At 62.9% G+C, this 21456-nt stretch carries 21 protein-coding genes and 3 tRNA genes; 1 reads left to right on the top strand and 23 read right to left on the bottom strand.

Features of this window, described 5'->3' with window-relative positions:
• The 21 genes from nuoK to GSQ89_RS06170 form a co-directional block, all read right to left on the bottom strand.
• On the bottom strand, positions 1-312 hold the full coding sequence (nuoK, locus tag GSQ89_RS06265; protein ID WP_371734218.1) for an NADH-quinone oxidoreductase subunit NuoK: 312 nt from the start codon (positions 310-312) through the stop codon (positions 1-3).
• A gap of 189 nt (positions 313-501) precedes the next feature.
• Positions 502-1197: an NADH-quinone oxidoreductase subunit J gene (locus tag GSQ89_RS06260; protein ID WP_158923121.1), complete on the bottom strand. Its 696-nt coding sequence runs from the start codon at positions 1195-1197 to the stop codon at positions 502-504.
• Positions 1194-1682: an NADH-quinone oxidoreductase subunit NuoI gene (gene nuoI / locus GSQ89_RS06255; protein WP_158923119.1), complete on the bottom strand. Its 489-nt coding sequence runs from the start codon at positions 1680-1682 to the stop codon at positions 1194-1196. Before nuoI ends, GSQ89_RS06260 begins: the two co-directional genes overlap by 4 nt.
• 154 nt (positions 1683-1836) lie before the next feature.
• Positions 1837-2853 carry an NADH-quinone oxidoreductase subunit NuoH gene (gene nuoH / locus GSQ89_RS06250; RefSeq protein ID WP_158923117.1) on the bottom strand — a complete coding sequence of 339 codons (1017 nt, stop codon included), beginning with the start codon at positions 2851-2853 and terminating at the stop codon, positions 1837-1839.
• 4 nt (positions 2854-2857) lie between these two features.
• On the bottom strand, positions 2858-4915 hold the full coding sequence (gene nuoG / locus GSQ89_RS06245; RefSeq protein WP_158923115.1) for an NADH-quinone oxidoreductase subunit NuoG: 2058 nt from the start codon (positions 4913-4915) through the stop codon (positions 2858-2860).
• 3 nt (positions 4916-4918) lie between these two features.
• Positions 4919-5053 carry a hypothetical protein gene (locus tag GSQ89_RS39745; RefSeq protein WP_256367302.1) on the bottom strand — a complete coding sequence of 45 codons (135 nt, stop codon included), beginning with the start codon at positions 5051-5053 and terminating at the stop codon, positions 4919-4921.
• A 3-nt stretch (positions 5054-5056) separates the two neighbouring features.
• A complete protein-coding gene (gene nuoF, locus GSQ89_RS06240; RefSeq protein WP_158923113.1) occupies positions 5057-6352 on the bottom strand; it encodes an NADH-quinone oxidoreductase subunit NuoF in 1296 nt (431 codons plus the stop codon).
• A 1-nt stretch (position 6353) separates the two neighbouring features.
• On the bottom strand, positions 6354-6992 hold the full coding sequence (locus GSQ89_RS06235; RefSeq protein WP_158923111.1) for an NAD(P)H-dependent oxidoreductase subunit E: 639 nt from the start codon (positions 6990-6992) through the stop codon (positions 6354-6356).
• Positions 6993-6995: 3 nt separating this feature from the next.
• On the bottom strand, positions 6996-8210 hold the full coding sequence (locus tag GSQ89_RS06230) for an NADH-quinone oxidoreductase subunit D (protein WP_158923109.1): 1215 nt from the start codon (positions 8208-8210) through the stop codon (positions 6996-6998).
• Between the two features lie 3 nt (positions 8211-8213).
• Positions 8214-8816 carry an NADH-quinone oxidoreductase subunit C gene (locus GSQ89_RS06225; RefSeq protein WP_371734227.1) on the bottom strand — a complete coding sequence of 201 codons (603 nt, stop codon included), beginning with the start codon at positions 8814-8816 and terminating at the stop codon, positions 8214-8216.
• Positions 8817-8868: 52 nt separating this feature from the next.
• Entirely contained in the window at positions 8869-9423 is a 555-nt protein-coding gene (locus GSQ89_RS06220) for an NADH-quinone oxidoreductase subunit B family protein (RefSeq protein WP_174254834.1), read from the bottom strand.
• A gap of 20 nt (positions 9424-9443) precedes the next feature.
• Positions 9444-9809: an NADH-quinone oxidoreductase subunit A gene (locus GSQ89_RS06215; protein WP_158923103.1), complete on the bottom strand. Its 366-nt coding sequence runs from the start codon at positions 9807-9809 to the stop codon at positions 9444-9446.
• Positions 9810-10002: 193 nt separating this feature from the next.
• Positions 10003-10079 (bottom strand) — tRNA-Asp (locus tag GSQ89_RS06210).
• 504 nt (positions 10080-10583) lie between these two features.
• A tRNA-Val gene (locus GSQ89_RS06205) sits at positions 10584-10658 on the bottom strand.
• 44 nt (positions 10659-10702) lie between these two features.
• Positions 10703-10975 (bottom strand): HU family DNA-binding protein, encoded by a 273-nt coding sequence (locus GSQ89_RS06200; RefSeq protein WP_174254833.1) that lies wholly within the window; start codon positions 10973-10975, stop codon positions 10703-10705.
• Between the two features lie 320 nt (positions 10976-11295).
• Positions 11296-13734, bottom strand: a complete 2439-nt coding sequence (gene lon / locus GSQ89_RS06195) for an endopeptidase La (RefSeq protein ID WP_158923101.1) — start codon at positions 13732-13734, stop codon at positions 11296-11298.
• A gap of 197 nt (positions 13735-13931) precedes the next feature.
• On the bottom strand, positions 13932-15185 hold the full coding sequence (gene clpX / locus GSQ89_RS06190) for an ATP-dependent Clp protease ATP-binding subunit ClpX (RefSeq protein WP_158923099.1): 1254 nt from the start codon (positions 15183-15185) through the stop codon (positions 13932-13934).
• Positions 15186-15393: 208 nt separating this feature from the next.
• Positions 15394-16041 (bottom strand): ATP-dependent Clp endopeptidase proteolytic subunit ClpP, encoded by a 648-nt coding sequence (gene clpP / locus GSQ89_RS06185; protein ID WP_158923097.1) that lies wholly within the window; start codon positions 16039-16041, stop codon positions 15394-15396.
• Positions 16042-16161: 120 nt separating this feature from the next.
• Positions 16162-17526: a trigger factor gene (gene tig / locus GSQ89_RS06180; protein ID WP_158923095.1), complete on the bottom strand. Its 1365-nt coding sequence runs from the start codon at positions 17524-17526 to the stop codon at positions 16162-16164.
• An 84-nt stretch (positions 17527-17610) separates the two neighbouring features.
• Positions 17611-17694 (bottom strand) — tRNA-Leu (locus GSQ89_RS06175).
• A gap of 130 nt (positions 17695-17824) precedes the next feature.
• Positions 17825-18382 carry a VOC family protein gene (locus GSQ89_RS06170; RefSeq protein WP_158923093.1) on the bottom strand — a complete coding sequence of 186 codons (558 nt, stop codon included), beginning with the start codon at positions 18380-18382 and terminating at the stop codon, positions 17825-17827.
• A gap of 263 nt (positions 18383-18645) precedes the next feature.
• On the opposite strand from GSQ89_RS06170, the gene GSQ89_RS06165 reads away from it, so the two are divergent.
• A complete protein-coding gene (locus tag GSQ89_RS06165; protein ID WP_158923091.1) occupies positions 18646-19590 on the top strand; it encodes an IclR family transcriptional regulator in 945 nt (314 codons plus the stop codon).
• 66 nt (positions 19591-19656) lie between these two features.
• Here the strand turns inward: GSQ89_RS06165 and GSQ89_RS06160 are convergent, their stop codons facing one another.
• Together GSQ89_RS06160 and GSQ89_RS06155 are read right to left on the bottom strand one after the other, a co-directional pair.
• Positions 19657-20439: an SGNH/GDSL hydrolase family protein gene (locus tag GSQ89_RS06160; RefSeq protein WP_254073098.1), complete on the bottom strand. Its 783-nt coding sequence runs from the start codon at positions 20437-20439 to the stop codon at positions 19657-19659.
• A gap of 38 nt (positions 20440-20477) precedes the next feature.
• Positions 20478-21299 (bottom strand): DUF6065 family protein, encoded by an 822-nt coding sequence (locus GSQ89_RS06155; RefSeq protein WP_158923089.1) that lies wholly within the window; start codon positions 21297-21299, stop codon positions 20478-20480.
• Positions 21300-21456: the final 157 nt, after the last annotated feature.

Below are 21456 nucleotides of genomic sequence, written 5' to 3'. Positions count from 1 at the left end.
TCAACCCTTCATCAGGTTGACGTCTTCAACCTGAATCGACCCGCGGTTGCGGAAGTAGATGACGACAATAGCCAGCCCGATCGCCGCCTCGGCCGCCGCGACCGTCAGCACCAGCATCGCCATCACCTGCCCCGCCAAATCATTCAGCGCGGCCGAAAAAGCGACGAAGTTCAGGTTGACGGCCAGCAGGATCAACTCGATCGACATCAGGATGACGATGACGTTCTTGCGGTTCAGGAAGATGCCGAAAATGCCCAGAACGAGCAGGATGGCGGAGACCACCAGGTAGTGGCCCAGACCGACGTCCATCATGGATGGCACTCCTTGCCGCTACCCTTGTGGTCGGGCGTGCAGGCATCAGGATAAGAGGTTGGCTGCAGCCCATCCGTCATGGCCGGGCCTGTCCCGGCCATCCGCGCTTCGTCCGCCGGTGCGAAGATGGCCGGGACACACCCGGCCATGACGGTGAAAGTGTGCCGCCCCGGCCACGACGGGGAGTTGCTAATGCCCATGTCCATGCCCCCCCGCGTCGGCATGTTCCTCGACCGGCTCGACCTCCGGCGGCTTCGGCAGCAGATACCCACCCGACTGAGTCGTCCCCGCGCCCAGCGACACCGACATCATCTCCAGCGTCTCGGCCACCGTCCGTTCGGTCTGCCGGCGGATATTCTGATGCCGCGACGTCTTCCGGTCGCGCAGCGTCAGCACGATCGCGCCGATCATCGCCACCATCAGGATCAGCCCGGCCGTCTGGAACAGGAACACGTAATCCGTGTAGAGAATCCGCCCCAGCGCGTCGGTGTTCGACACCCCTGTGGGCACCGGCGACATCCGCAACTTCACCGCGGCCGGCGCCAGCGTCCAACCGCCCACCACCGCGGCCAGTTCGATGAACAACACCGTGCCCACTGCCGCGCCAACCAGCCAGTAGCGCTGGATTCCGCCGCGCAACTGAGCAAAATCCACATCCAGCATCATCACGACGAACAGGAACAGCACTGCGACGGCGCCGACATAGACGATGACCAGGATCATCGCCAGGAACTCGGCACCCGCGATCAGGAACAGCGCCGCGGCGTTGAAGAACGCCAGGATCAGGAACAGCACCGAGTGCACCGGATTGCGGGCACTGACCACCATGGCGGCCGACACCAGCAGGATCGCGGCGAAAATGTAAAAGAGGATCGCGGTGATCATCTGTAGGGCGCGTCCAGTTCCAGCCGCCGAGCGAGTTCCGGTTCCCACCGGTCGCCGTTCGCCAGCAGCTTGTCCTTGTTGTACATCAGTTCCTCGCGCGTCTCGGTGGCGAACTCGAAGTTCGGCCCTTCGACGATCGCATCCACCGGGCAGGCTTCCTCACACAGCCCGCAATAGATGCACTTGGTCATGTCGATGTCATAGCGGGTGGTGCGCCTGGACCCGTCGTCCCGCGGCTCCGCCTCGATGGTGATCGCCTGCGCCGGGCAGATCGCCTCGCACAGCTTGCAGGCGATGCAGCGCTCCTCGCCGTTGGGGTAGCGGCGCAGCGCGTGCTCTCCCTTGAAGCGCGGACTGATCGGACCCTTCTCGTAAGGGTAGTTGATCGTCACCTTGGGGCGGAAGAAGTAGCGCAGCGTCAGCCCCAGCCCGGCGACGAGTTCGCCCAGCAGCAGGTTGCGCGCGGTACGGTCGAGGAACGCCATCTACGGGAACTCCTTCCGAAGCGTCATGGTGGGCGAAGGCCCACCATCCACGCCTTGGCCGATCCCGGCACCGATATCCGAACATAGTGGACCTTCGCCCACCGTGATCAGAGACAACGGCGACCAGCCGGCCGCTATGACAGAGCGGATTGAATTAAACATTGGGAAGCCATCCGAAGGCCATCAGCGCGCCGGCGGTGATCACCAGCCACAGCAGCGACAGCGGCAGGAACACCTTCCAGCCCAGGCGCATCAACTGGTCGTAGCGATAGCGCGGGAACGTCGCACGCACCCACAGGAACACGAACAGCACCGCGCAGATCTTCAGCACGAACCAGATCACGCCCGGTATCCAGGTGAACGGCTCCACGCCGAACGGTGCCTGCCAACCACCCAGGAACAAGATGGTGGTCAGCGCGCTCATCAGGATCATGTTCGCGTATTCGCCGAGGAAGAACAGCGCGAAGCTCATCGACGAGTATTCGACGAAGAACCCGGCCACGATCTCCGACTCACCTTCCGGCAAATCGAACGGCGACCGGTTGGTCTCCGCCAGCGCCGAGATGAAGAACACGATGAACATCGGGAACAGCGGGATGCAGAACCACAGATGCCGCTGCGCGTTGACGATATCCGTCAGGTTCAGGCTGCCGACGCACAGCAGCACGGTCACCAGCACGAAGCCCATCGAGACTTCATAGCTGACCATCTGCGCCGCCGACCGCATCGCACCGAGGAACGCGTATTTCGAGTTCGACGCCCAGCCCGCGATGATGATCCCGTAGACGCCAAGCGAGGAAATCGCGAACAGGTACAGGATGCCGACATTGATATCGGCGCCCACCCACCCCTGGTCCACCGGAATGACCGCCCAGGCCAGCATCGCAAGGGCGAAGGTCAGCATCGGCGCCATCAGGAACAGCAGCCGGTTCGACCCCGTCGGGATGATGGTTTCCTTCATCAGCATCTTCAGCGCATCGGCGAACGGCTGCCACAGACCGAACGGCCCGACGACATTCGGCCCCCTGCGCAACTGCATCGCGGCCAGGACCTTACGTTCCGCATAGGTCAGATAGGCGACGCCGATCAGCAGCGGCACCAGCACCGCCAGCGCCTCCAGGAACGTCCGGATGACGATGCCGAGGTCGTTGTTGTAGAGAAAATCGACCATCACCCTACTCCGCCGCCATCAGGGGCTCGGTTTGCGCGGCAACGCACGCCGCCATGGTCGGGCTGGACCGGCTGATCGGATCGGTCACGTAGTAGTTCGCCACCGCCGACACCAACGGCTCGTCGCTCAGCACCGCCGGATCGCCTGTGGGGCCGGTGTGGTCGGAGCAACCGAACCGCGGCAGGTGCCCGACGCGGCCGAACACCGGATTGACCTGCTCCAAACGCGCGCGCAGCGCCTCAATCGTGTCATACGGCAGGGTCTTGCCGATCACCGCGCTGAACGCCCGCAAAATCGTCCAGTCCTCCCGAGCATCCCCGGGCGGATACACCGCCCGGAAGCCCCGCTGCACGCGGCCTTCGGTGTTCACGTAGGTGCCGGACTTTTCCGTGTAGGCCGCGCCTGGCAGGATCACATCCGCCCGCTGGGCGCCGGCATCACCGTGATGCCCCTGGTAGACGACGAATGTCCCCGCCGCGATGCGCGCCGGATCGAACCCGTCCGCACCCAGCAGCCACAGCAAGTCGACCCCGCCGCCCAGCATCACATCGGCCGTCTTGTCCTGCGGCCCCGGCACGAAACCCAGGTCCAGTGCGCCCACACGCCCCGCCGCCGTATGCAGCACGTTGAAGCCGTGCCAGTCAGCCGACAACGCTCCGACATGCGCGGCCAACCGCCACGCCGCCGCCAGGATCGCGCTGCCATCGGGACGCGCCAGGGCGCCCTGCCCGACAATGATCATCGGCTTCTTCGCGTCCGCCAGCACTTTCGCAAAGTCGTGCTGGTCGCCATGCAGATCCGTCAGCAGCGAAGGCGACGTCCCCAGATGCGTCACCGCGTAGGTCAGGTCCGTTTCGCTGCCGATCACCCCAATCGGCAGTCCGCTCGCCAACCGAGCCTTGCGGATGCGCGCATTCAGCACCGGCGCTTCCTTGCGCGGGTTGGCACCCACGATCAGGATCGCGTCCGCCTCCTCGATCCCAACGATCGAGGTGTTGAAGCAATAAAAATCGCGCCGTGAGGCATCCAACTTGGCGCCATCCTGCCGGCAATCGATATTCCCCGACCCAAGACTGGCCAACAGGTCCTTCAGAGCCAGGACGCTCTCGGCATCAACCAAATCGCCGGCGACGGCGCCGATCCGGTCGCCAGACAGCGGTTTCAGCTTCGCCGCGATCGTTGCGAACGCCTCATCCCACGTCGCCGCACGCAGCTTGCCGTTTTCCCGCACCCAGGGCCGGTCCAGCCGCCGCCGCTTCAACCCATCAATGGCGAAGCGAGACTTGTCGCCCAGCCATTCCTCGTTCACGTCCTCATTGATGCGCGGCAGGATGCGCAGAACCTCGGTGCCGCGCGCATCGATACGGATATTCGCGCCAACCGCGTCCAGCACGTCGATGCTGTCCACCTTCGCCAGTTCCCACGGCCGAGCGACGAACGCGTAGGGCTTCGAGGTCAGCGCACCGACCGGGCAAAGATCGATGATGTTGCCCGATAGTTCCGAACCCAGCGCCTTTTCGACATAGGTGCCGACTTCCATGTGCTCGCCGCGCGCCGTGGCGCCCAGGTCGGGCACCCCAGCCACTTCGGTAATGAACCGGATGCACCGCGTGCAGTGAATGCACCGGTTCATCGACGTCTTCACCAGCGGCCCCAGGTTCTTGTCCGGCACCGCCCGCTTGTTTTCCGCGTAGCGCGAATGATCGGCGCCAAACCCCATCGCCTGGTCCTGCAGATCGCACTCGCCGCCCTGGTCGCAGATCGGGCAATCCAACGGGTGGTTGATCAGCAGGAATTCCATCACCCCACGGCGGCCGTTGCGTACCATCGGGCTGTCGGTATGGACGATCATGCCGTCGGCGACAGGATAGGAGCACGAGGCGATCGGCTTGGGCGGCGCCTTCTCGACTTCCACCAGGCACATCCGGCAGTTGCCGGCGATCGACAGCCGCTCGTGATAGCAGAAGCGAGGCACTTCGATCCCGGCCTGCTCCGCCGCCTGCAGAATGGTCGACCCGTTGGCGACGTCGACAACGATTCCGTCGATGGTGACTTTGGCCATGGTCTAGGCTTTCTCTGCGTTCGGCATGACACGTCCGTCGTCATGGCCCGGCTTGTCCCGGCCATCCACCCCCAGGCGTTCGTGCGCGGATGGGCGGAACAAGCCCGGCCATGACGGTAAGTTGAGTGTCTCGGTCATCCCCTACTCCGCCGCCATGGGCATGGACTTCGCACTTCTCTTATACGCGGCGATACGTTCTTCCATCACCGGGCGGAAATGCCGGATCAGGCCCTGGATCGGCCACGCCGCCGCATCGCCCAGCGCACAGATCGTGTGCCCTTCGACCTGCTTGGTGACCTTCTGCAACGTATCGATTTCGTCCACCGTCGCCCGCCCCTCGGTCATGCGGGTCATGACGCGCCACATCCAGCCGGTACCCTCACGGCACGGCGTGCACTGGCCACAGCTTTCATGCATGTAGAACTTCGACAACCGGGTGATCGCCTTGATCACGTCGGTGGATTTGTCCATGACGATGACGGCCGCCGTGCCCAGTCCGCTGGTCACCGCGCGCAGGCTGTCGAAATCCATCAGCACGGTGTCGCAGATCGATTTCGGGATCAGCGGCACCGACGCACCGCCCGGAATGACCGCCAGCAGGTTGTCCCACCCGCCACGCACGCCGCCGGCATATTTCTCGATCAGTTCCTTCAGCGGAATGCCGAGTTCTTCCTCGACATTGCACGGCTTGTTCACGTGGCCCGAGATGCAGAACAGTTTCTGCCCCGTGTTGTTCTGCCGCCCGAGACTGGTGAACCACGACGCCCCGCGCCGCAGGATCGTCGGCGCCACCGCAATCGATTCGACATTGTTCACCGTGGATGGGCAGCCGTACAGACCGACGCCGGCCGGGAACGGCGGCTTCATCCGCGGCATCCCCTTCTTGCCTTCGAGGCTTTCGATCAGCGCCGTTTCTTCGCCGCAGATATACGCGCCGGCGCCACGGTGGAAAAACACATCGTAGTCGTAACCAGACCCGCACGCATTCTTGCCGATCAACCCGGCCTCGTAAGCCTCATCGATTGCCCGTTTGAGGTTTACAGTCTCGTTGTAGAACTCACCGCGGACGTAGATGTAGGCGGCCGTCGCGCCCATCGCGAAACCGGCGACCAGGCACCCTTCCACCAGTTTGTGCGGATCGTGCCGCAGGATATCGCGATCCTTACAGGTGCCAGGCTCCGACTCGTCGGCGTTCACCACTAGGTAACACGGCCGATCCGCCTGCTTCGGCATGAACGACCATTTCAGCCCGGTCGGAAACCCCGCCCCGCCGCGCCCGCGCAGCCCGGAATCCTTCATCTCCTGCACGATCGCATCACGCCCGCGCGCCAGGATCGCCGCGGTGTTGTCCCAATCACCGCGCGCCCGAGCGCCGTTCAGGAACGGATCGTGCTGGCCGTACAGATTGGTGAAGATGCGGTCCTTATCTTGCAGCATCTCAACCCTCCGGAGCGAATTGCAGGGTGGTCAACGTCGTCGGCCCGCCATCGGGCGCCGAGGTCTGCCGCCCGCTCATGGACCCCGGAGTCGGCCGCTCGCCACGCCGCAGCGCGGCCAGCAGGGCGGTCACCTTCTCGGCGTCCATATCTTCGTAAAAATCGTCGTCCACTTGCAGGATCGGCGCATTCACGCAGGCCCCGAGGCATTCGACCTCGGTCATGCTGAACATCTTGTCCTCGCTGGTCTCGCCCCAGCCCTTGATGCCGGTGGCCTTGCGACACGCCTCGGTCACTTCATCCGATCCGCGCAGCCAGCACGGCGTCGTGGTGCAGACCTGCAAATGGTATTTGCCGATCGGCTTCATGTTGAACATGAAATAGAACGTCGCGACTTCGTATACGCGGATTGGCGCCATGCTCAGGCGTTCCGCCACCGCATCCATTCCCTTCAGTGGCACCCAGGCGCTGCCGGTCTGCCGCTTCATCTGATGCTGCACGACGTACAACACCGGAATGACCGCGCTGGCCTGCTTGCCCGCGGGATACCTCGACACGATCTTCGCGATTTCAGCGTCGCTTTCGGCATCGAACGCGAAGCTGGCCGGCTGTTCGAACGCCGATCCGTTGGTGGCTGCCATCACTTACCTGTCGATCTCGCCGAACACGACATCCAGCGATCCGACGATCGCGCAGACATCCGCCAGCATGTGCCGTTTGGTCATCACATCCGTCGCCTGCAGGAAGGCAAACCCGGTCGAGCGGATTTTGCACCGATACGGCTTGTTGGTGCCGTCCGCGACCAGATACACGCCGAATTCCCCCTTCGGGCTTTCCACCGCCGTATAGGTCGCGCCGGCCGGCACGTGATACCCCTCGGTGTAAAGCTTGAAGTGATGGATCAACGCCTCCATCGAGCGTTTCATTTCGCCGCGCGTCGGCGGCGTGAACTTGCGGTCCTGCACCTTCACCGGCCCCGGCTTCATCTTCGCCAGAGCCTGCTTGATGATTTTCACGCTTTCCCGAGTCTCGTAGATCCGCATCAGATACCGGTCGTAACAGTCGCCATTGCGGCCCACCGGAATTTGAAAATCCACCTCGGCGTATTTGTCGTACGGCTGCGACCGCCGCAGATCCCACGGCACGCCGGATGCCCGCAGCGGCGGCCCGCTGAACCCCCAGGCCAGCGCCTGCTCCGCCGAGAATACCCCGATATCGACAGTCCGCTGCTTCCAGATCCGGTTGTTGGTCAGCAGTTCTTCCAGCTCATCAAGGAACTTCGGAAACGTCTCGGCCCACGCCGCTATCTTGTCGGTCAGCCCCGCCGGCAGATCCTTCGCCACCCCACCCGGCCGGAAGTAATTCGCATGCAGGCGCGCGCCCGACGCCGCCTCATGAAACTCCATCAGCTTCTCACGTTCCTCGAACCCCCAAAGGCTCGGTGTGATCGCGCCGACGTCCAGCGCGTAGGTCGTGAGGTTCAGCAGATGATTGAGCACGCGGGTGATTTCCGCGAACAGCACCCGAATCCACTGCGCCCGATCCGGTGCGGTGATACCCAGCAGCTTTTCCACCGCCAGCGCGAACGCATGCTCCTCGCACATCGGCGACACGTAATCGAGCCGGTCGAAATACGGCACCGCCTGCATATACGTCTTGTACTCGATCAGCTTCTCGGTGCCGCGATGCAGCAACCCGATATGCGGATCGGCTCGCTCCACGATCTCCCCGTCCAACTCCAGGATCAGCCGCAGCACACCATGCGCGGCCGGATGCTGCGGACCGAAATTGATCGAGTGGCTGTCGATCTCGACCGTCCGGCCGGACGGTGTGATTTCGGTAACGACCGTCTCGCTCATATCCTAGCCTTTCGCCTGTTCGGCGGCGCGTTCGGTGAACACCTTCTCGTCGCCCGGCAATGTCGTCATGGCTTCCCACGGCGACAGGAAGTCGAAGCTGCGGAAATCCTGGGTCAGCCGCACCGGCTCGTTGACCACCTGCTTGCGGTCCTCGTCGTAGCGGACCTCGACATAGCCGGTCAGAGGAAAGTCCTTACGCAGCGGATGCCCCTCGAACCCGTAATCCGTCAGGATGCGCCGCAGGTCGGGCTGGCCGGAGAACACGATCCCGAACAGATCCCACGCCTCGCGCTCCCACCACGTCGCCACCGGCCATACGGTGTGGATCGACGGCACCGGCGTCACGGCATCGGTGGTGACGATCACCCGCACGCGCTGGTTCAGCGAGACAGACAGCAGGTTGTAGACGACATCAAACCGCTCGCCGCGCTCCGGCCAGTCGACACCGCACAGATCCATCATCTGCTCGAACGCCAGGCGCGGATCGTCGCGCAGCGCCGTCATCACCCCAACCAGCGAGTCGCGTGCCGCTCGGGCCACCACTTCGCCGCCCTCGACGCGGCTGCCATAGACGCCACGAACCGACCCGACAGCCTGGGACAGCAGTTCCTGAGCGGACGGAGGGGGCGGTGGGACGGCTTCCGCCGGTTTCGCTTCCTCAGCCACGGAGGATCGTCCCCGTGCGGCGAATCTTCTTCTGCAACTGCATGATCCCGTAAACCAGGGCCTCCGCCGTCGGCGGGCAACCCGGGACATAGATATCGACCGGCACGATGCGGTCACAGCCGCGCACGATCGAGTAGGAGTAATGGTAGTAGCCGCCGCCATTGGCGCAGCTACCCATGCTGATCACCCAGCGCGGCTCCGGCATCTGGTCGTAGACCTTGCGCAGCGCCGGGGCCATCTTGTTGGTCAGCGTGCCGGCCACGATCATCACGTCGCTCTGCCGAGGCGACGCCCGCGGGATGATTCCCAGCCGGTCCAGATCGTACCGAGGCATGTAGGCGTGGATCATCTCCACCGCGCAGCAGGCCAAGCCGAAGGTCATCGGCCACAGGCTACCGGTTCGCGCCCAGTTCACCACCTTGTCGAGATTGGCGACCAGAAACCCTTTATCGGCGATTTCCCCGGTGATGCCCTTGATGACGGCATCCTGCTCCGGCCCCGGCGGCAGATGATCGCGGTTCCAGGCCAATGCGGTGACGTCGCTCATGCTGCTACTCCCACTCCCCATCACTCCCACTCGAGGGCGCCTTTGCACCACTCGTAGACGAAGCCCACGGTGAGAACGCCAAGGAACGCGATCATCGACCAGAAGCCGAATGCGCCGATTCCCTTCAGGGCAACCGCCCAGGGGAACAGAAACGCGACCTCCAGATCGAAGATGATGAAAAGGATGGCGACGAGGTAATACCGCACATCGAACCGGCGGCGTGCATCGTCAAACGCCTCGAACCCGCATTCGTAGGCGGACAATTTTTCTGGATAGGGCTTCTGGCGGGCGGCAAGGAGTGATCCGGCCACCATGGCGATGGCGATGCCCCCTGCGATCACAAGGAACACCAGGATCGGCAGATACCCAAAGAGAACTGGCTGCATGACGGATCCGCACTAAGTCGAGTAGCTGCTACCGCAGCATAGGACCAGCCAACGCCGTTGGCGCCAGCCTGTCCCCTCCCGCGATGCAGCACCCGGAGACACTAAACCCATCCCGCTACCACCGCCATAGGGGGACGGAACAGAAATCTGCCCTAAGTTTGACGAAACGATTGTAAATGGATGGAACCGCTGCTGGCGCGAGAGACGGGGCTCGAACCCGCGACCTCCGGCGTGACAGGCCGGCGCTCTAACCAACTGAGCTACTCCCGCAGCGGCAGGGGGCAGCGTTTAGGCTGGGGCGAAACAGGCGTCAACCCTTCTTCGCTAAAGCTTCGAAGGGTTTCACCCGCGGCCCTGCATTCTGCGAAGCGCGGGCGCGCGAGACAGGACGGATCCTACGAAGCGCGTAGCGCGCAATAGGATGGATTATCTCAGGTGTTTGTTTGCGAATGCGTGTCCTGAGCCGGACTTCAAGTAGCGCTCGAAGGCATCTGCCTTGTCGGGATCGGAAAAGGCGACGTAGCTAACGACGCGCCAGGGCATGAATTTCGACGTATGGGGCGATTATCCCGCATTGTGCTCGGCCAGCCGCCGCTTTGGGTCCGACGTTGTGCTGGCACAACGCTTGCCGGCTACGCCGACGCTCTCCGACACGTACACACACCGCACATGAAGTTCCTCCCTCTTGAACGCCGAAGCCTCGAAGAGAGGGGAAACATCCTATCAAATTCAGGATCAAAACAAGTCCTGCGAAGCGCAGCGCGCGAAGCAGGATGGTGGGCGGTGACGGATTCGAACCGCCGGCCCTCTCGGTGTAAACGAGACGCTCTACCGCTGAGCTAACCGCCCGGCAGGCAACCGGGTGGCCCCCGAAGGCGCCACCCGCGGCAAAATCAGCCCACGGCGTCCTTCAGGCCTTTGCCGGCCTTGAAGCGCACAGTGGTCGACTCAGGGATAGCCATCTCTTCGCCGGTGCGCGGGTTGCGGCCCGTGCTGGCCTTCCGAACCGCCGCGACGAAGGTGCCGAAGCCGACAAGCCGGACCTCTTCCTTCTTCTTCAGGGCGCCACTGATGGCGCCGAACAGGGCATCGACAACTTCACCCGCCTTGGCGCGCGAGAGGTCGGTTCCGTCAGCGACCGCTGCGACGAGGTCCAATTTGTTCACGGCATTTCCTCTCAATGTGGAAGATCACGAATCGAAGGTCTTCCGGACAGGTGCCCGGAAGAGCGGGCGGACACTACTGGCGTGATTTCCGCCCCGTCAATGCTCAGACCGCGGATTTCTGGGGAAAACCGGCCTCACAGGCGGCGGCTGCGCGATAAGTGAGCGCCTAAACACCCCCGACACCCAGCCAAGCGCCGCGCACCCTGACAATCAAGGATAAACCTAAGTTAAAAGAGGCTATCCGCCCCTTCCACGATGCGCCTGACGCATAGGACAGGCCCCGGGACTGCCTTAAGCCCCGGGACCCGGCAACAACCGCCTTAATGCGGCAGCGACGCCTGCACCGGCTGCGCCACCGGTGCTGGCACCAGCGCCTCCGCCGGCTCTTCCCACTCGATCGCGATCGGGCGACGCGCCAGCGCCTGAGCGATGACCTCATCTACCTCGGCAACGGGAATCAGCTTCAGATGCTTCTTCACGTTATCAGGGATTTCGGCGAGGTCCTTCTCGTTCTCCTTCGGGATGAACACCGTCGTGATACCCGCCCGCAGCGCCGCCAGCAGCTTCTCCTTCAACCCGCCGATCGGTAGCACACGGCCGCGCAACGTGATCTCCCCAGTCATCGCCACGTCGCGCCGCACCGGGATGCCGGTCAGGATCGACACGATCGACGTCGCCATCGCCACGCCGGCCGACGGCCCGTCCTTCGGAGTCGCCCCTTCCGGCACATGCACGTGGATGTCGCGCTTTTCGAACAGCGTTGGCTTGATGCCGAACCGCAGGCTGCGGCTCCGCACATAACTCAATGCCGCCGATACGCTCTCCTGCATCACGTCGCCCAGCTTACCGGTCTGCTTGACGTTGCCCTTGCCGGGCAGCAGCACCGACTCGATGGTCAGGATTTCACCGCCCACCTCGGTCCAGGCCAGACCGGTGACGACACCGACCATGTCCTCGGCTTCCGTCTCGCCATAGCGGTACTTCTTCACCCCGGCGAACTTTTCCAGGTTCTTCCGCGTGATCGCGATCTTGGTGACCTTCTTGGTGACGATCTCCTTCACCGATTTCCGGGCCAGGTTGGCGAGTTCACGCTCCAGATTCCGAACACCGGCTTCCCGCGAGTAGTACCGAATCAGGTCGCGCACCGCATCTTCGCTGATGCTCCACTCGTCCTTCTTCAGCCCGTGCGCCTCGCCCTGCTTGTTGATCAGGTGGCGCTTGGCGATCTCGACCTTCTCATCCTCGGTGTAGCCGGGGATGCGGATGATCTCCATCCGGTCCAGCAGCGGCTGCGGCATCCGCAGGCTGTTGGCCGTGGTGACGAACATCACGTCCGACAGATCGTAATCGACCTCCAGGTAGTGATCGGCGAACGTGCTGTTCTGTTCGGGATCCAGCACCTCCAGCAGCGCCGAGGACGGATCGCCGCGCCAGTCCTGGCCCAACTTGTCCACCTCATCCAGCAGGAACAGCGGGTTGGAGGTCTTGGCCTTCTTCATGCCCTGGATGACCTTGCCCGGCATGGAGCCGATATAGGTCCGCCGATGGCCACGCACCTCGGCCTCATCCCGCACGCCGCCCAGCGACATCCGGACGAAATTCCGCCCCGTCGCCTTGGCGATCGACTTTCCAAGCGACGTCTTGCCGACACCGGGAGGCCCAACCAGGCACAGGATCGGTCCCCGCACCTTCGGCGAACGCGCTTGCACCGCCAGGTACTCGATGATCCGCTCCTTGACCTTCTCCAGGCCGTAGTGATCGGATTCGAGGATCTTCTCCGCCGCCACCACGTCATTGTTGATCTTGCTGCGCTTCTTCCAGGGGATGGACAGCATCCAATCCAGGTAGTTGCGCACCACCGTGGCTTCCGCGCTCATCGGGCTCATGGTGCGCAGCTTCTTCAGTTCCGCCATCGCCTTTTCGCGGGCTTCCTTGGAGAACTTGGTCTTCTTGATACGAGCCTCGAGTTCGGCGTTCTCGTCCTTGCCGTCCTCGCCCTCGCCCAGCTCCTTCTGGATCGCCTTCAGCTGCTCATTCAGGTAGTACTCGCGCTGCGTCTTCTCCATCTGCCGCTTCACGCGGTTGCGGATGCGCTTTTCCACCTGCAGGACGCCGATTTCCGACTCCATGTGGCCAAACACGCGTTCCAGCCGCTCACTGACCTTGGAAATCTCCAGCAGGTCCTGCTTTTCGGGGATCTTCAGGTTCAGATGGCTGGCGACCGTGTCGGCCAGCTTCGACGGCTCCTCGATCTGGTTCAGCGAAACCAGCACCTCGGGGGCGATCTTCTTGTTCAGCTTGATGTACTGCTCGAACTGCGAGACGACGGTCCGGCCCAGCGCCTCCAGGTCCTTCTTCTCGCCCGTTACGTCCGGCAGCGGTTCGGTGACCGCCTCGAAATACGCCTCGGTTTCCTTGAACCGGACGATCTTCGCGCGCCGGCCGCCTTCCACCAGCACCTTCACCGTGCCGTCCGGCAGCTTCAGCAACTGCAGGATCGTCGACACCGTGCCGATCCGGAAAATATCCTCGACCGATGGGTCGTCCTGGGACGCGTTCTTCTGGGCGACCAGCAGAATCTGCTTGTCTTCCTTCATCACCGCTTCCAGCGCCCGCACCGACTTTTCGCGCCCGACGAACAGCGGGACGATCATGTGCGGGAAAACCACAATATCCCGCAGCGGTAGCACAGCCATCACGTCGCTTGGGGCTTTATCCGAAGGCCCCGATTTGTCAGAGGGCCGATCCTGTTCCGTCATAATTGACCTCCTAAAGGACAGTCAGCGTCAATTTCCGCCCAACAGCGTGCGGAAAGTTCCGCCCGCGAGCGGCACGGAAAACGCTTTCTCGGGTCTGTCACAACCCGTTCGCTCCGATATGGCGGCCGAACGGGGTGCCGCAAGCCCTTGAAATCCGCGATCGCGCCCGCGAGCCGCATTTCCGGGTTGCATTTAAATCAGGCGGAGTTTTCCGCCCTTTCTTTCCCATAAAGATACAGCGGATTGGCCCGCGCCTCCGCCACTTCGCGGTTGATAACGACCTCCTCCACCCCATCCAGACCCGGCAGGTCGAACATGGTTGTGAGCAAAATCTGCTCCATGATCGACCGCAGACCCCGAGCCCCCGTTTTCCGCGCGATCGCTCGGGTGGAGACCGATTTCAGCGCGTCCTCGGTGAAGGACAGCTTCACGCCCTCCATCTCGAACAGCCGCCCATACTGCTTCACCAGCGCGTTTTTCGGCTTGGTGAGGATTTCCATCAGGGCACCTTCGTCGAGATCCTCCAGCGTCGCCACCACCGGCAGACGGCCGATGAACTCCGGGATCAACCCGAACTTCAGCAGATCTTCCGGCTCGACTTCACGCAGGATCGCACCCATCCGCCGCTCATCCGGCGAACGTACCTCGGCGCCGTAGCCGATGCCCGACCCCTTGCCACGCGCGCCGATAATCCGCTCGAGGCCCGAGAACGCACCGCCGCAGATGAACAGGATGTTGGTCGTGTCGACCTGCAGGAACTCCTGCTGCGGATGCTTCCGCCCGCCCTGCGGCGGCACCGAGGCAACCGTGCCCTCCATGATCTTCAGCAGCGCCTGCTGGACCCCTTCGCCCGATACATCCCTGGTGATCGAGGGATTGTCCGACTTGCGGGATATCTTATCCACCTCGTCGATGTAGACGATGCCGCGCTGCGCCCGCTCGACATTGTAGTCGGCCGATTGCAGCAGCTTGAGGATGATGTTCTCCACATCCTCACCCACGTAACCGGCTTCGGTCAGCGTGGTCGCATCGGCCATCGTGAAGGGCACGTCCAGAATCCGCGCCAAGGTCTGCGCCAATAAAGTCTTGCCCGATCCGGTGGGACCAACGAGCAAAATATTGGATTTCGCGATCTCGATGTCGTTGTTCTTCTGACCGTGCGCCAACCGCTTGTAGTGGTTATGCACCGCCACCGAGAGAACCTTCTTCGCATGATCCTGGCCGATCACGTAGTCGTCCAGCACCTTGCAGATCTCTCGCGGGGTCGGAACCCCGTCCCGGGACTTCACCAGGTGGGTCTTATGCTCCTCACGGATGATATCCATGCAAAGCTCGACGCACTCGTCGCAGATGAAGACCGTCGGACCGGCGATGAGCTTTCGAACCTCGTGCTGCGACTTGCCGCAGAACGAGCAGTAGAGGGTATTTTTCGAATCGCCGGACTTGCTCATACGTACTCCTCCCCCGCACACAGGGGCACAATGGGGAATGATAACTCCCGATAGGCGGCAGGGACAAGAACCGCGGTAGCCAGACCCTGGAAACGCGTCAAATCATACGGTGAACCGTGTCGCGCAGACCACAATGAATTGAACGGACACACGATTGCAGGACGGCAATTAACCGCCCCGCACCGTGGATCCATGGGAAAAAACTCGATCAGGGCTTCGACGACTCACCCGATTCGGGCAGCGGACGGGTGTCCACCACTTCATCCACCAAACCGAAATCGCGGCTTTCCTCGGCGGACATATAGGTGTCGCGCTCCAGCTTACGCTCGATCGCTTCGATCGGCTGCCCCGTGTGTTTCACATAGATCTCGTTCAGCCGCTTGCGCAGCGTCAGGATCTCACGCGCCTGGATCTCGATGTCGGTTGCCTGGCCCTGCGCGCCGCCGGACGGCTGATGCACCATCACGCGCGCATTCGGCAGGGCGTAACGCTTGCCCTTGGCGCCGGCGGTCAAGAGCAGGCTGCCCATGGACGCCGCCTGGCCGATGCACACGGTGCTGACCGGGCTGCGGATGTACTGCATCGTGTCATAGATCGCGAGGCCAGCCGACACCACGCCACCCGGGCTGTTGATGTAGAAAGAGATGTCCTTCGACGGATTTTCCGACTCCAGGAACAAAAGCTGCGCGCAGATCAGCGCGCTGACCTGATCGTAGACCTGCCCGGTGAGGAAAATGATTCGCTCCTTCAACAGGCGCGAATAGATGTCGTACGCCCGCTCGCCACGGGCGGACTGTTCCACCACCATCGGAACAAGGTTGTTGCCGTATACCTCGACAGGGTCGCGGTCCCACATGGTGATCACCTAAGGTTCAGGGTCGAAGAAAGAAGCCGTTCATAAGTAAGTGCGCCGTTCAGGGATTCCAGCAACCCGGACGATCGGCCAGTCGGAATCATCAAGTACGGGCGCAACCGCTCAGGCAACCGCCCCTTCGACGTCCGGTTCCTTCGCCAGCTCCTCCGGAGTCACGACCGTATCGGTGACCTTCGCCAGTTCCAGCACGAAATCGACGACCTTGTCCTCCAGCAGGGGACCGCGGACGCTGTTGGTCAGTTGCGGGTACTTCCGGAAGAATTCCAGCATCTGCGCCTCCTGCCCCGGATACTGCATCGCGCGCTGGTACAGCGCCCGGTCCAGTTCCTGGTCGGTGACGACGATGTTGTTGATCCGGCCGATTTCCGCCAACAGCAGGCCCAACCGGACGCGCCGTTCGGCAATCGCCCGGTATTCCCGCCGCAGCGTCTCGTCGTCCTTGCTCTTGTCTTCCTCGTCCTGCGTGCCAGCCGTGCGAGCCGCCTCGAACTGCTGCCAAATCTGCTCGAATTCCTGATCGGCAATCGACGCCGGCACCGGGAAATCAGCCAGCCCGGTCAACGCGTCCAGCAATTCCTTCTTCAGCCGGATACGCGACATGCCGTCGAATTCCTGCTGCTGCCGGCTCGTCACCATCTCCCGCACCGCGGCCAGATCGTCGGCTCCCAGCTTCTTCGCCAGGTCGTCGTCGATCGGCGGGATGATCTGCGTGCTGAGCTGCTTGACGGTGATATCGAACGTCGCCGCCTTCCCCGATAGCTCCGCCTTGCCGTAATTCTCCGGGAAGGTGACGTTGATCGTCCGCGTCTCGCCGGGCCGAGCGCCCTCAAGCTGTTCCGCGAAGCCCGGAATAAACCCGGTGCCGCCGATCTCAACAGGCGTATCGGTCCCGGTGCCACCCTCGAACAGCACGTCGTCGATCTTGCCGGCATAATCGATCGTCAGGACCTCTCCGGCCATCGCGCCGGTTTCCCTGGCCGCCAGAACCTCCGCCGGAATCGGGTCCAGCGTATGGTTGTACTTGGCGATCTGTTCCAGCGCCTTGTCCACCGCGTCCGGCGTCACCTCGGCCTTGAAGCGGGTCAGTTCGATCGTGCCGAAATCCGGCAGGGTGATGTCGGGCAGCAGTTCCAGCACGACGGTGAATTCCAGGTCGCTGGTCAGCGCCGTCGGATTTTCGGTCACCAGATCGACCTTGGGCTGCTGCGCCGGGCGCAGGCCACGCTCGCTCAGCACTTTCTGGGTGGCCTCGTTGACCGACTCCTCCAGTACCTCCGCGGACACCGCACTGCCGTAGCGCTGCTTGACGATCGGCATCGGCACCTTGCCAGGACGGAACCCCGGCAACCGCAGCGTCTTCCCCAGAGTCGTCAGACGCTCGGTCCGGCGCGATTCCAGGTCCGCGACGGGTAGAACCACCGTGTAATTACGCTTCAGACCGTCAGAGAGCGTCTCGGTAACCTGCATTGTCCCAGCCAATCCTAACAAAATCTCGTTCAAACCCAGCCAGCCCCCACCGGGCATCAACCCGGGAAGCACACGCACGCGGCATGGTGCGGGCGAAGGGACTTGAACCCCCACGGCTTTCGCCACCAGAACCTAAATCTGGCGTGTCTACCATTTCACCACGCCCGCGCGCCAACGGTTCGGATCCCGCCTGACGCGACCCGAACGCGGCGCTTTACCCCAGGCATCGCGGCACGACAAGCAACAAGCGATACGTTCACCCGCACCGGTCGCCGGATTTTCCGACCCGGCGGCTGGCTCAGGCCGCTTCGCGGTCCCGCAGCTCGTTGTTGGTCCGGTGATCCCCGGCCATCCAGCGAGCCAGTTCCGAGTGCGCGTCGGCCCGGCGCAACGCATCGATCTCGGCCGCATTCGGCAGATCGACGGTGAATTCGACGATCAGCCCGTCGGGTGACGTGCAGTACATAGAGCGGCAATAACCGTGGTCGGTTTCCCGCACCGCCTCGCCCGCCGCCTTCACCCGAACAATCAGTTCGTCATACACGCCGTCATCCACCTTGAACGCGATGTGGTCGAAACTGCGTATCTCGGGCGGCCGCTCCGCCTGGCATTTCTGATAGACCTCATCGTCGGCGAACGCGAAGAACGCCAACGCCCCGCCGTCACCCAGGCTGTAGAACGTGTGACAGAACGCCACCTCGCGCTTGACCCAAGGACTGAAATGCCGCTCGCACCACGTGGCGGTCAGCGGAATACCCAGAACATCCTCGAAGAATTGACGATTGCGTTCCTGATCTTTCACCACATAGGCGTGATGGTGAAGACGCTCCGGCGGACGGGACAACAACTCAGCCATCACACGCTTCCTCCTTTATTTGCAGGTAATTTGCGCCTTGCTTCGCCAACCGACAAGCGGACGGGCAAAACCACCGCCGCCAACCTTGCATTTATTTTAATCACGAATGCCGTCTTGCATAGCACCCATGCGCATCTGCCTTTTGTGACGGAGTTTGGAGGGTGTACTCTACCGATAAGTAAATTTGATGGGGCGATCCGGCATTCGCGTAAATTCACGCGCGCTTGTGGTGAGTACCCAATCTTGAGCAGAGGGATCGGACAATGGGATTAGCCAAAAGCAGCAATGGAACATCAAAGCCAAAGCTTAAGGCGCCTCCCACCATCACGGATCCATTCGTCAGTTCCGGCCCTCGGGACTACAACATTGCCGCGGTCGACCGGACCCTCGATCTGCTGGAAGCCCTGTCCCGGCTCGGTCCCGCCTCGTTAGCCGCACTGGCCGAGAGCGCGGGATGTACCCGCACCGCGGCCTTCCGCCTGTTGCGGACGCTGCAAGGACGCGGTTTTACCATCCAAGACGAAGCCCGCGGCCTGTGGCGCCTGGGTGCGCGATGGAGCGCGCTCGGCCGAGCCGCGTCGGAACAAGGGGCATTGGCGGCAACGGCAATGCCGTTCCTCTCCGCACTCGGGAAAGCAACGGGCGAAAACGTCTATCTGAAGGTCCGCGACGGCATGGAGAGCGAGACCGTCGCCATCTACCAGACCGATCCGACCCTCCGCATGTATTCGGAAATCGGCAAACGCGGCCCGCTGCACGCCGGCAGCAGCCGCATCCTGCTCGCCTTCGCGCCGGAAGCGGTGCAAACCCAGCTCCTCGCCCAACGCCTCAACCGCTACACACCCGCCACCCGCATCGACGCGACATGGATCGCCGCCGACCTGCAACGCATCCGCACCCGCGGCTACCTGATCACCTCGGATGAGGTCGTCGCCGGTGCTGTCGGCATCGCCGCCCCCGTGCGGGATGCCGCCGGCGCGATCGTCGCGGTGCTGTATATCAGTTCGCCCTCCATGCGGATGCGCCCCCCGCGCCCGCGCAATCTGCTGCCGCAAGTGATGGAAGCAGCGGCGAAACTGTCGCAGGCGCTGGGTGCCGCCAGCAAACCGGCCCCGGCCGGCCTGGTGCGGGAAGATACCACCCCGGCCGGTTGGCCACTGAACGGCGGGATGCTCACGTCATCGCGCCCACACACGATCTTCCGGTAAGGCAAGCCGAGGGCCCCGGCCCTCGACCCCCACCATGGGCCGGCGACCAGGCCCCTCTGACCCCGCTCAGCGACTTGCCGAAACGGCCAACGGTCCTCTGACTGCGGAGGCGATTTCACGGGCGAGCGTCTGACTGACGCACAGATAGCCCAGGTCATTGTGATGCAGTCCGTCGGCGGCGATGAACAGGCTGGGCTTGTCCCCCTCATCAGACCACGCATCCATCAGTTGCCCACGGGAAAACAGGTTCACCCCGGTTTCCTGGGCGACCTCGCGCAGCGAAGCTTCCAGGGCGCTGTGGTCCGCGGCCGCCAACACCCTCGGGGAACGCTGATTGTCCATCAGGATCACGTCGATCCCGGCCTTCAGCAGCCGCTTCACACCCTCTTCCACCATGGCTTGAAACACCATCGGATCGGCATGGTGCATGGCCCCGTTGGCCCCGACCTGCCAGATCACCAGTTGCGGGCGTATGGCGATGACATCGGTGTCGAGACGGGCCAATTCCTCCGGCGCATCCTGGCCGCCGATACCACGGTTGATCACGGCGAAATCCGCGCTGGGAAGCGCCTTGTTCAATGCCACCTGAAGGACCGCGGGATAGGTGTGGGCACTGTCAGACGCCATCGCACCTGCGGTCGAGGAAGAACCAAGCGCAACGATCACCCCCTGGATTTGGGTGCCGATGGCGGCGTGCAGGTGCGGCAAGTGCAGCGTGCCCATCACCGGGTCGGCCGGACACGTAAGCGCCGCTTGGCTGGCGCCAGGCAGCAGCAGGCCGGCCGCACAACAAACGATCGATAAAAACCGGCGTCCGCCTCGGCCGCCCTTCAGAAAGCGCTTTGTCATCACGGATTTTTGATCGAAAGCGAGCGGCGAGTCCAGGATTAATTTCCAGACGATTTCTCACCCGGCGCACCCTCGGCATTGCGCCGCTTCCGCGCCGCCGCCGCATACTGACCGCGCGGGCGAACAACCTGGGAGTTCGGACGGACGACCGTGTCATAGTAATCGTCCCAATCCTCGGGACCGAATTGCGCCAGATCAGGCACGATTTCGTAGTTGTTGAGAGTCGAGTCCTCATAAACATGCCGAGGGATCGGCTGCACTTGCAGCAGCGGATAATCCGGCTTGAAGTCGATCGGCACGTTGGTCTTGGTGAGCCGCAGGTTGGTGATCAGCGGACCGAACCAGCGATCGGTCTCAATGATGCCTTCGAACGGCTCCCACCCGCCGCTGCGCGGAAGGTTGGCGGGGGCTCTGACCAACAGGCTCCACCCGGGCGCGGTGCGGACAACCAGTCCCATCCAAAGCTGGATCAGCCCGGGCTCCTGCAACGCACCCAGGAACGGCGGTGAAAACTCCTTGATTTCGTCCGGGGCGATCGAATCGAAATGATCGCGGAACCCGGGAAACTGGACGGCTGAATTGAGTGGAAACCAGTCGCCCGCCCCCTCGAACGTCCACATGATGTCATGCCCGTCCCATTGGACCGAAAAGCCAATGGGCGGAAACAGGTAGTAGCCGAAAGCCGCGGCCGAGGTAGCGGCTTCACAGTACCGAAACGCCCGCGTCGGCAGCGATCCGGCAGCCGAGCGGTCGGCCCGTTGCGGCATCCGGGCGGTTGGAATCATACGATGGAACGTAATCAGTTTCGGCTTGGCGGTCGCCTGTTCGGCGGCTGCATCGGACGGTGTGGGTTTATTCACGACAACAGATCCTCGAGGGGTGCGAACAACCAAACAGACCGGCCAAGGGCTCGGTCTGTCACCTTATAGCGCAACGCGTCCGATAGCGCTCGGCGTGTGCCCGCCGAATTAACGGACCGTGGCGAGCGTCGGCGCAAAGCCACCCATCCGAACCTTG

This window comes from Acidisphaera sp. S103 (genome assembly GCF_009765975.1).
Taxonomy (GTDB): Bacteria; Pseudomonadota; Alphaproteobacteria; order Acetobacterales; family Acetobacteraceae; genus Rhodopila.
Note: the sequence above shows the minus strand (reverse complement) of the source record. Positions and strands in the feature narration are given on the sequence as shown.

Bases quoted from the DNA above. Each gene is read 5' to 3' on its own strand.
- GSQ89_RS06170 (WP_158923093.1), bottom strand. From the start codon at position 18,382: ATGGCTGAGTTGTTGTCCCGTCCGCCGGAGCGTCTTCACCATCACGCC.
- GSQ89_RS06235 (WP_158923111.1), bottom strand. From the start codon at position 6,992: ATGGCAGCCACCAACGGATCGGCGTTCGAACAGCCGGCCAGCTTCGCG.
- GSQ89_RS06230 (WP_158923109.1), bottom strand. From the start codon at position 8,210: ATGAGCGAGACGGTCGTTACCGAAATCACACCGTCCGGCCGGACGGTC.
- nuoF (WP_158923113.1), bottom strand. From the start codon at position 6,352: ATGCTGCAAGATAAGGACCGCATCTTCACCAATCTGTACGGCCAGCAC.
- lon (WP_158923101.1), bottom strand. From the start codon at position 13,734: ATGACGGAACAGGATCGGCCCTCTGACAAATCGGGGCCTTCGGATAAA.
- GSQ89_RS06165 (WP_158923091.1), top strand. From the start codon at position 18,646: ATGGGATTAGCCAAAAGCAGCAATGGAACATCAAAGCCAAAGCTTAAG.
- nuoH (WP_158923117.1), bottom strand. From the start codon at position 2,853: ATGGTCGATTTTCTCTACAACAACGACCTCGGCATCGTCATCCGGACG.
- GSQ89_RS06220 (WP_174254834.1), bottom strand. From the start codon at position 9,423: ATGAGCGACGTCACCGCATTGGCCTGGAACCGCGATCATCTGCCGCCG.
- GSQ89_RS06160 (WP_254073098.1), bottom strand. From the start codon at position 20,439: ATGACAAAGCGCTTTCTGAAGGGCGGCCGAGGCGGACGCCGGTTTTTA.
- GSQ89_RS06215 (WP_158923103.1), bottom strand. From the start codon at position 9,809: ATGCAGCCAGTTCTCTTTGGGTATCTGCCGATCCTGGTGTTCCTTGTG.
- clpX (WP_158923099.1), bottom strand. From the start codon at position 15,185: ATGAGCAAGTCCGGCGATTCGAAAAATACCCTCTACTGCTCGTTCTGC.
- clpP (WP_158923097.1), bottom strand. From the start codon at position 16,041: ATGTGGGACCGCGACCCTGTCGAGGTATACGGCAACAACCTTGTTCCG.
- nuoK (WP_371734218.1), bottom strand. From the start codon at position 312: ATGATGGACGTCGGTCTGGGCCACTACCTGGTGGTCTCCGCCATCCTG.
- nuoI (WP_158923119.1), bottom strand. From the start codon at position 1,682: ATGGCGTTCCTCGACCGTACCGCGCGCAACCTGCTGCTGGGCGAACTC.
- nuoG (WP_158923115.1), bottom strand. From the start codon at position 4,915: ATGGCCAAAGTCACCATCGACGGAATCGTTGTCGACGTCGCCAACGGG.
- GSQ89_RS06260 (WP_158923121.1), bottom strand. From the start codon at position 1,197: ATGATCACCGCGATCCTCTTTTACATTTTCGCCGCGATCCTGCTGGTG.
- GSQ89_RS39745 (WP_256367302.1), bottom strand. From the start codon at position 5,053: ATGACCGAGACACTCAACTTACCGTCATGGCCGGGCTTGTTCCGCCCA.
- tig (WP_158923095.1), bottom strand. From the start codon at position 17,526: ATGCAGGTTACCGAGACGCTCTCTGACGGTCTGAAGCGTAATTACACG.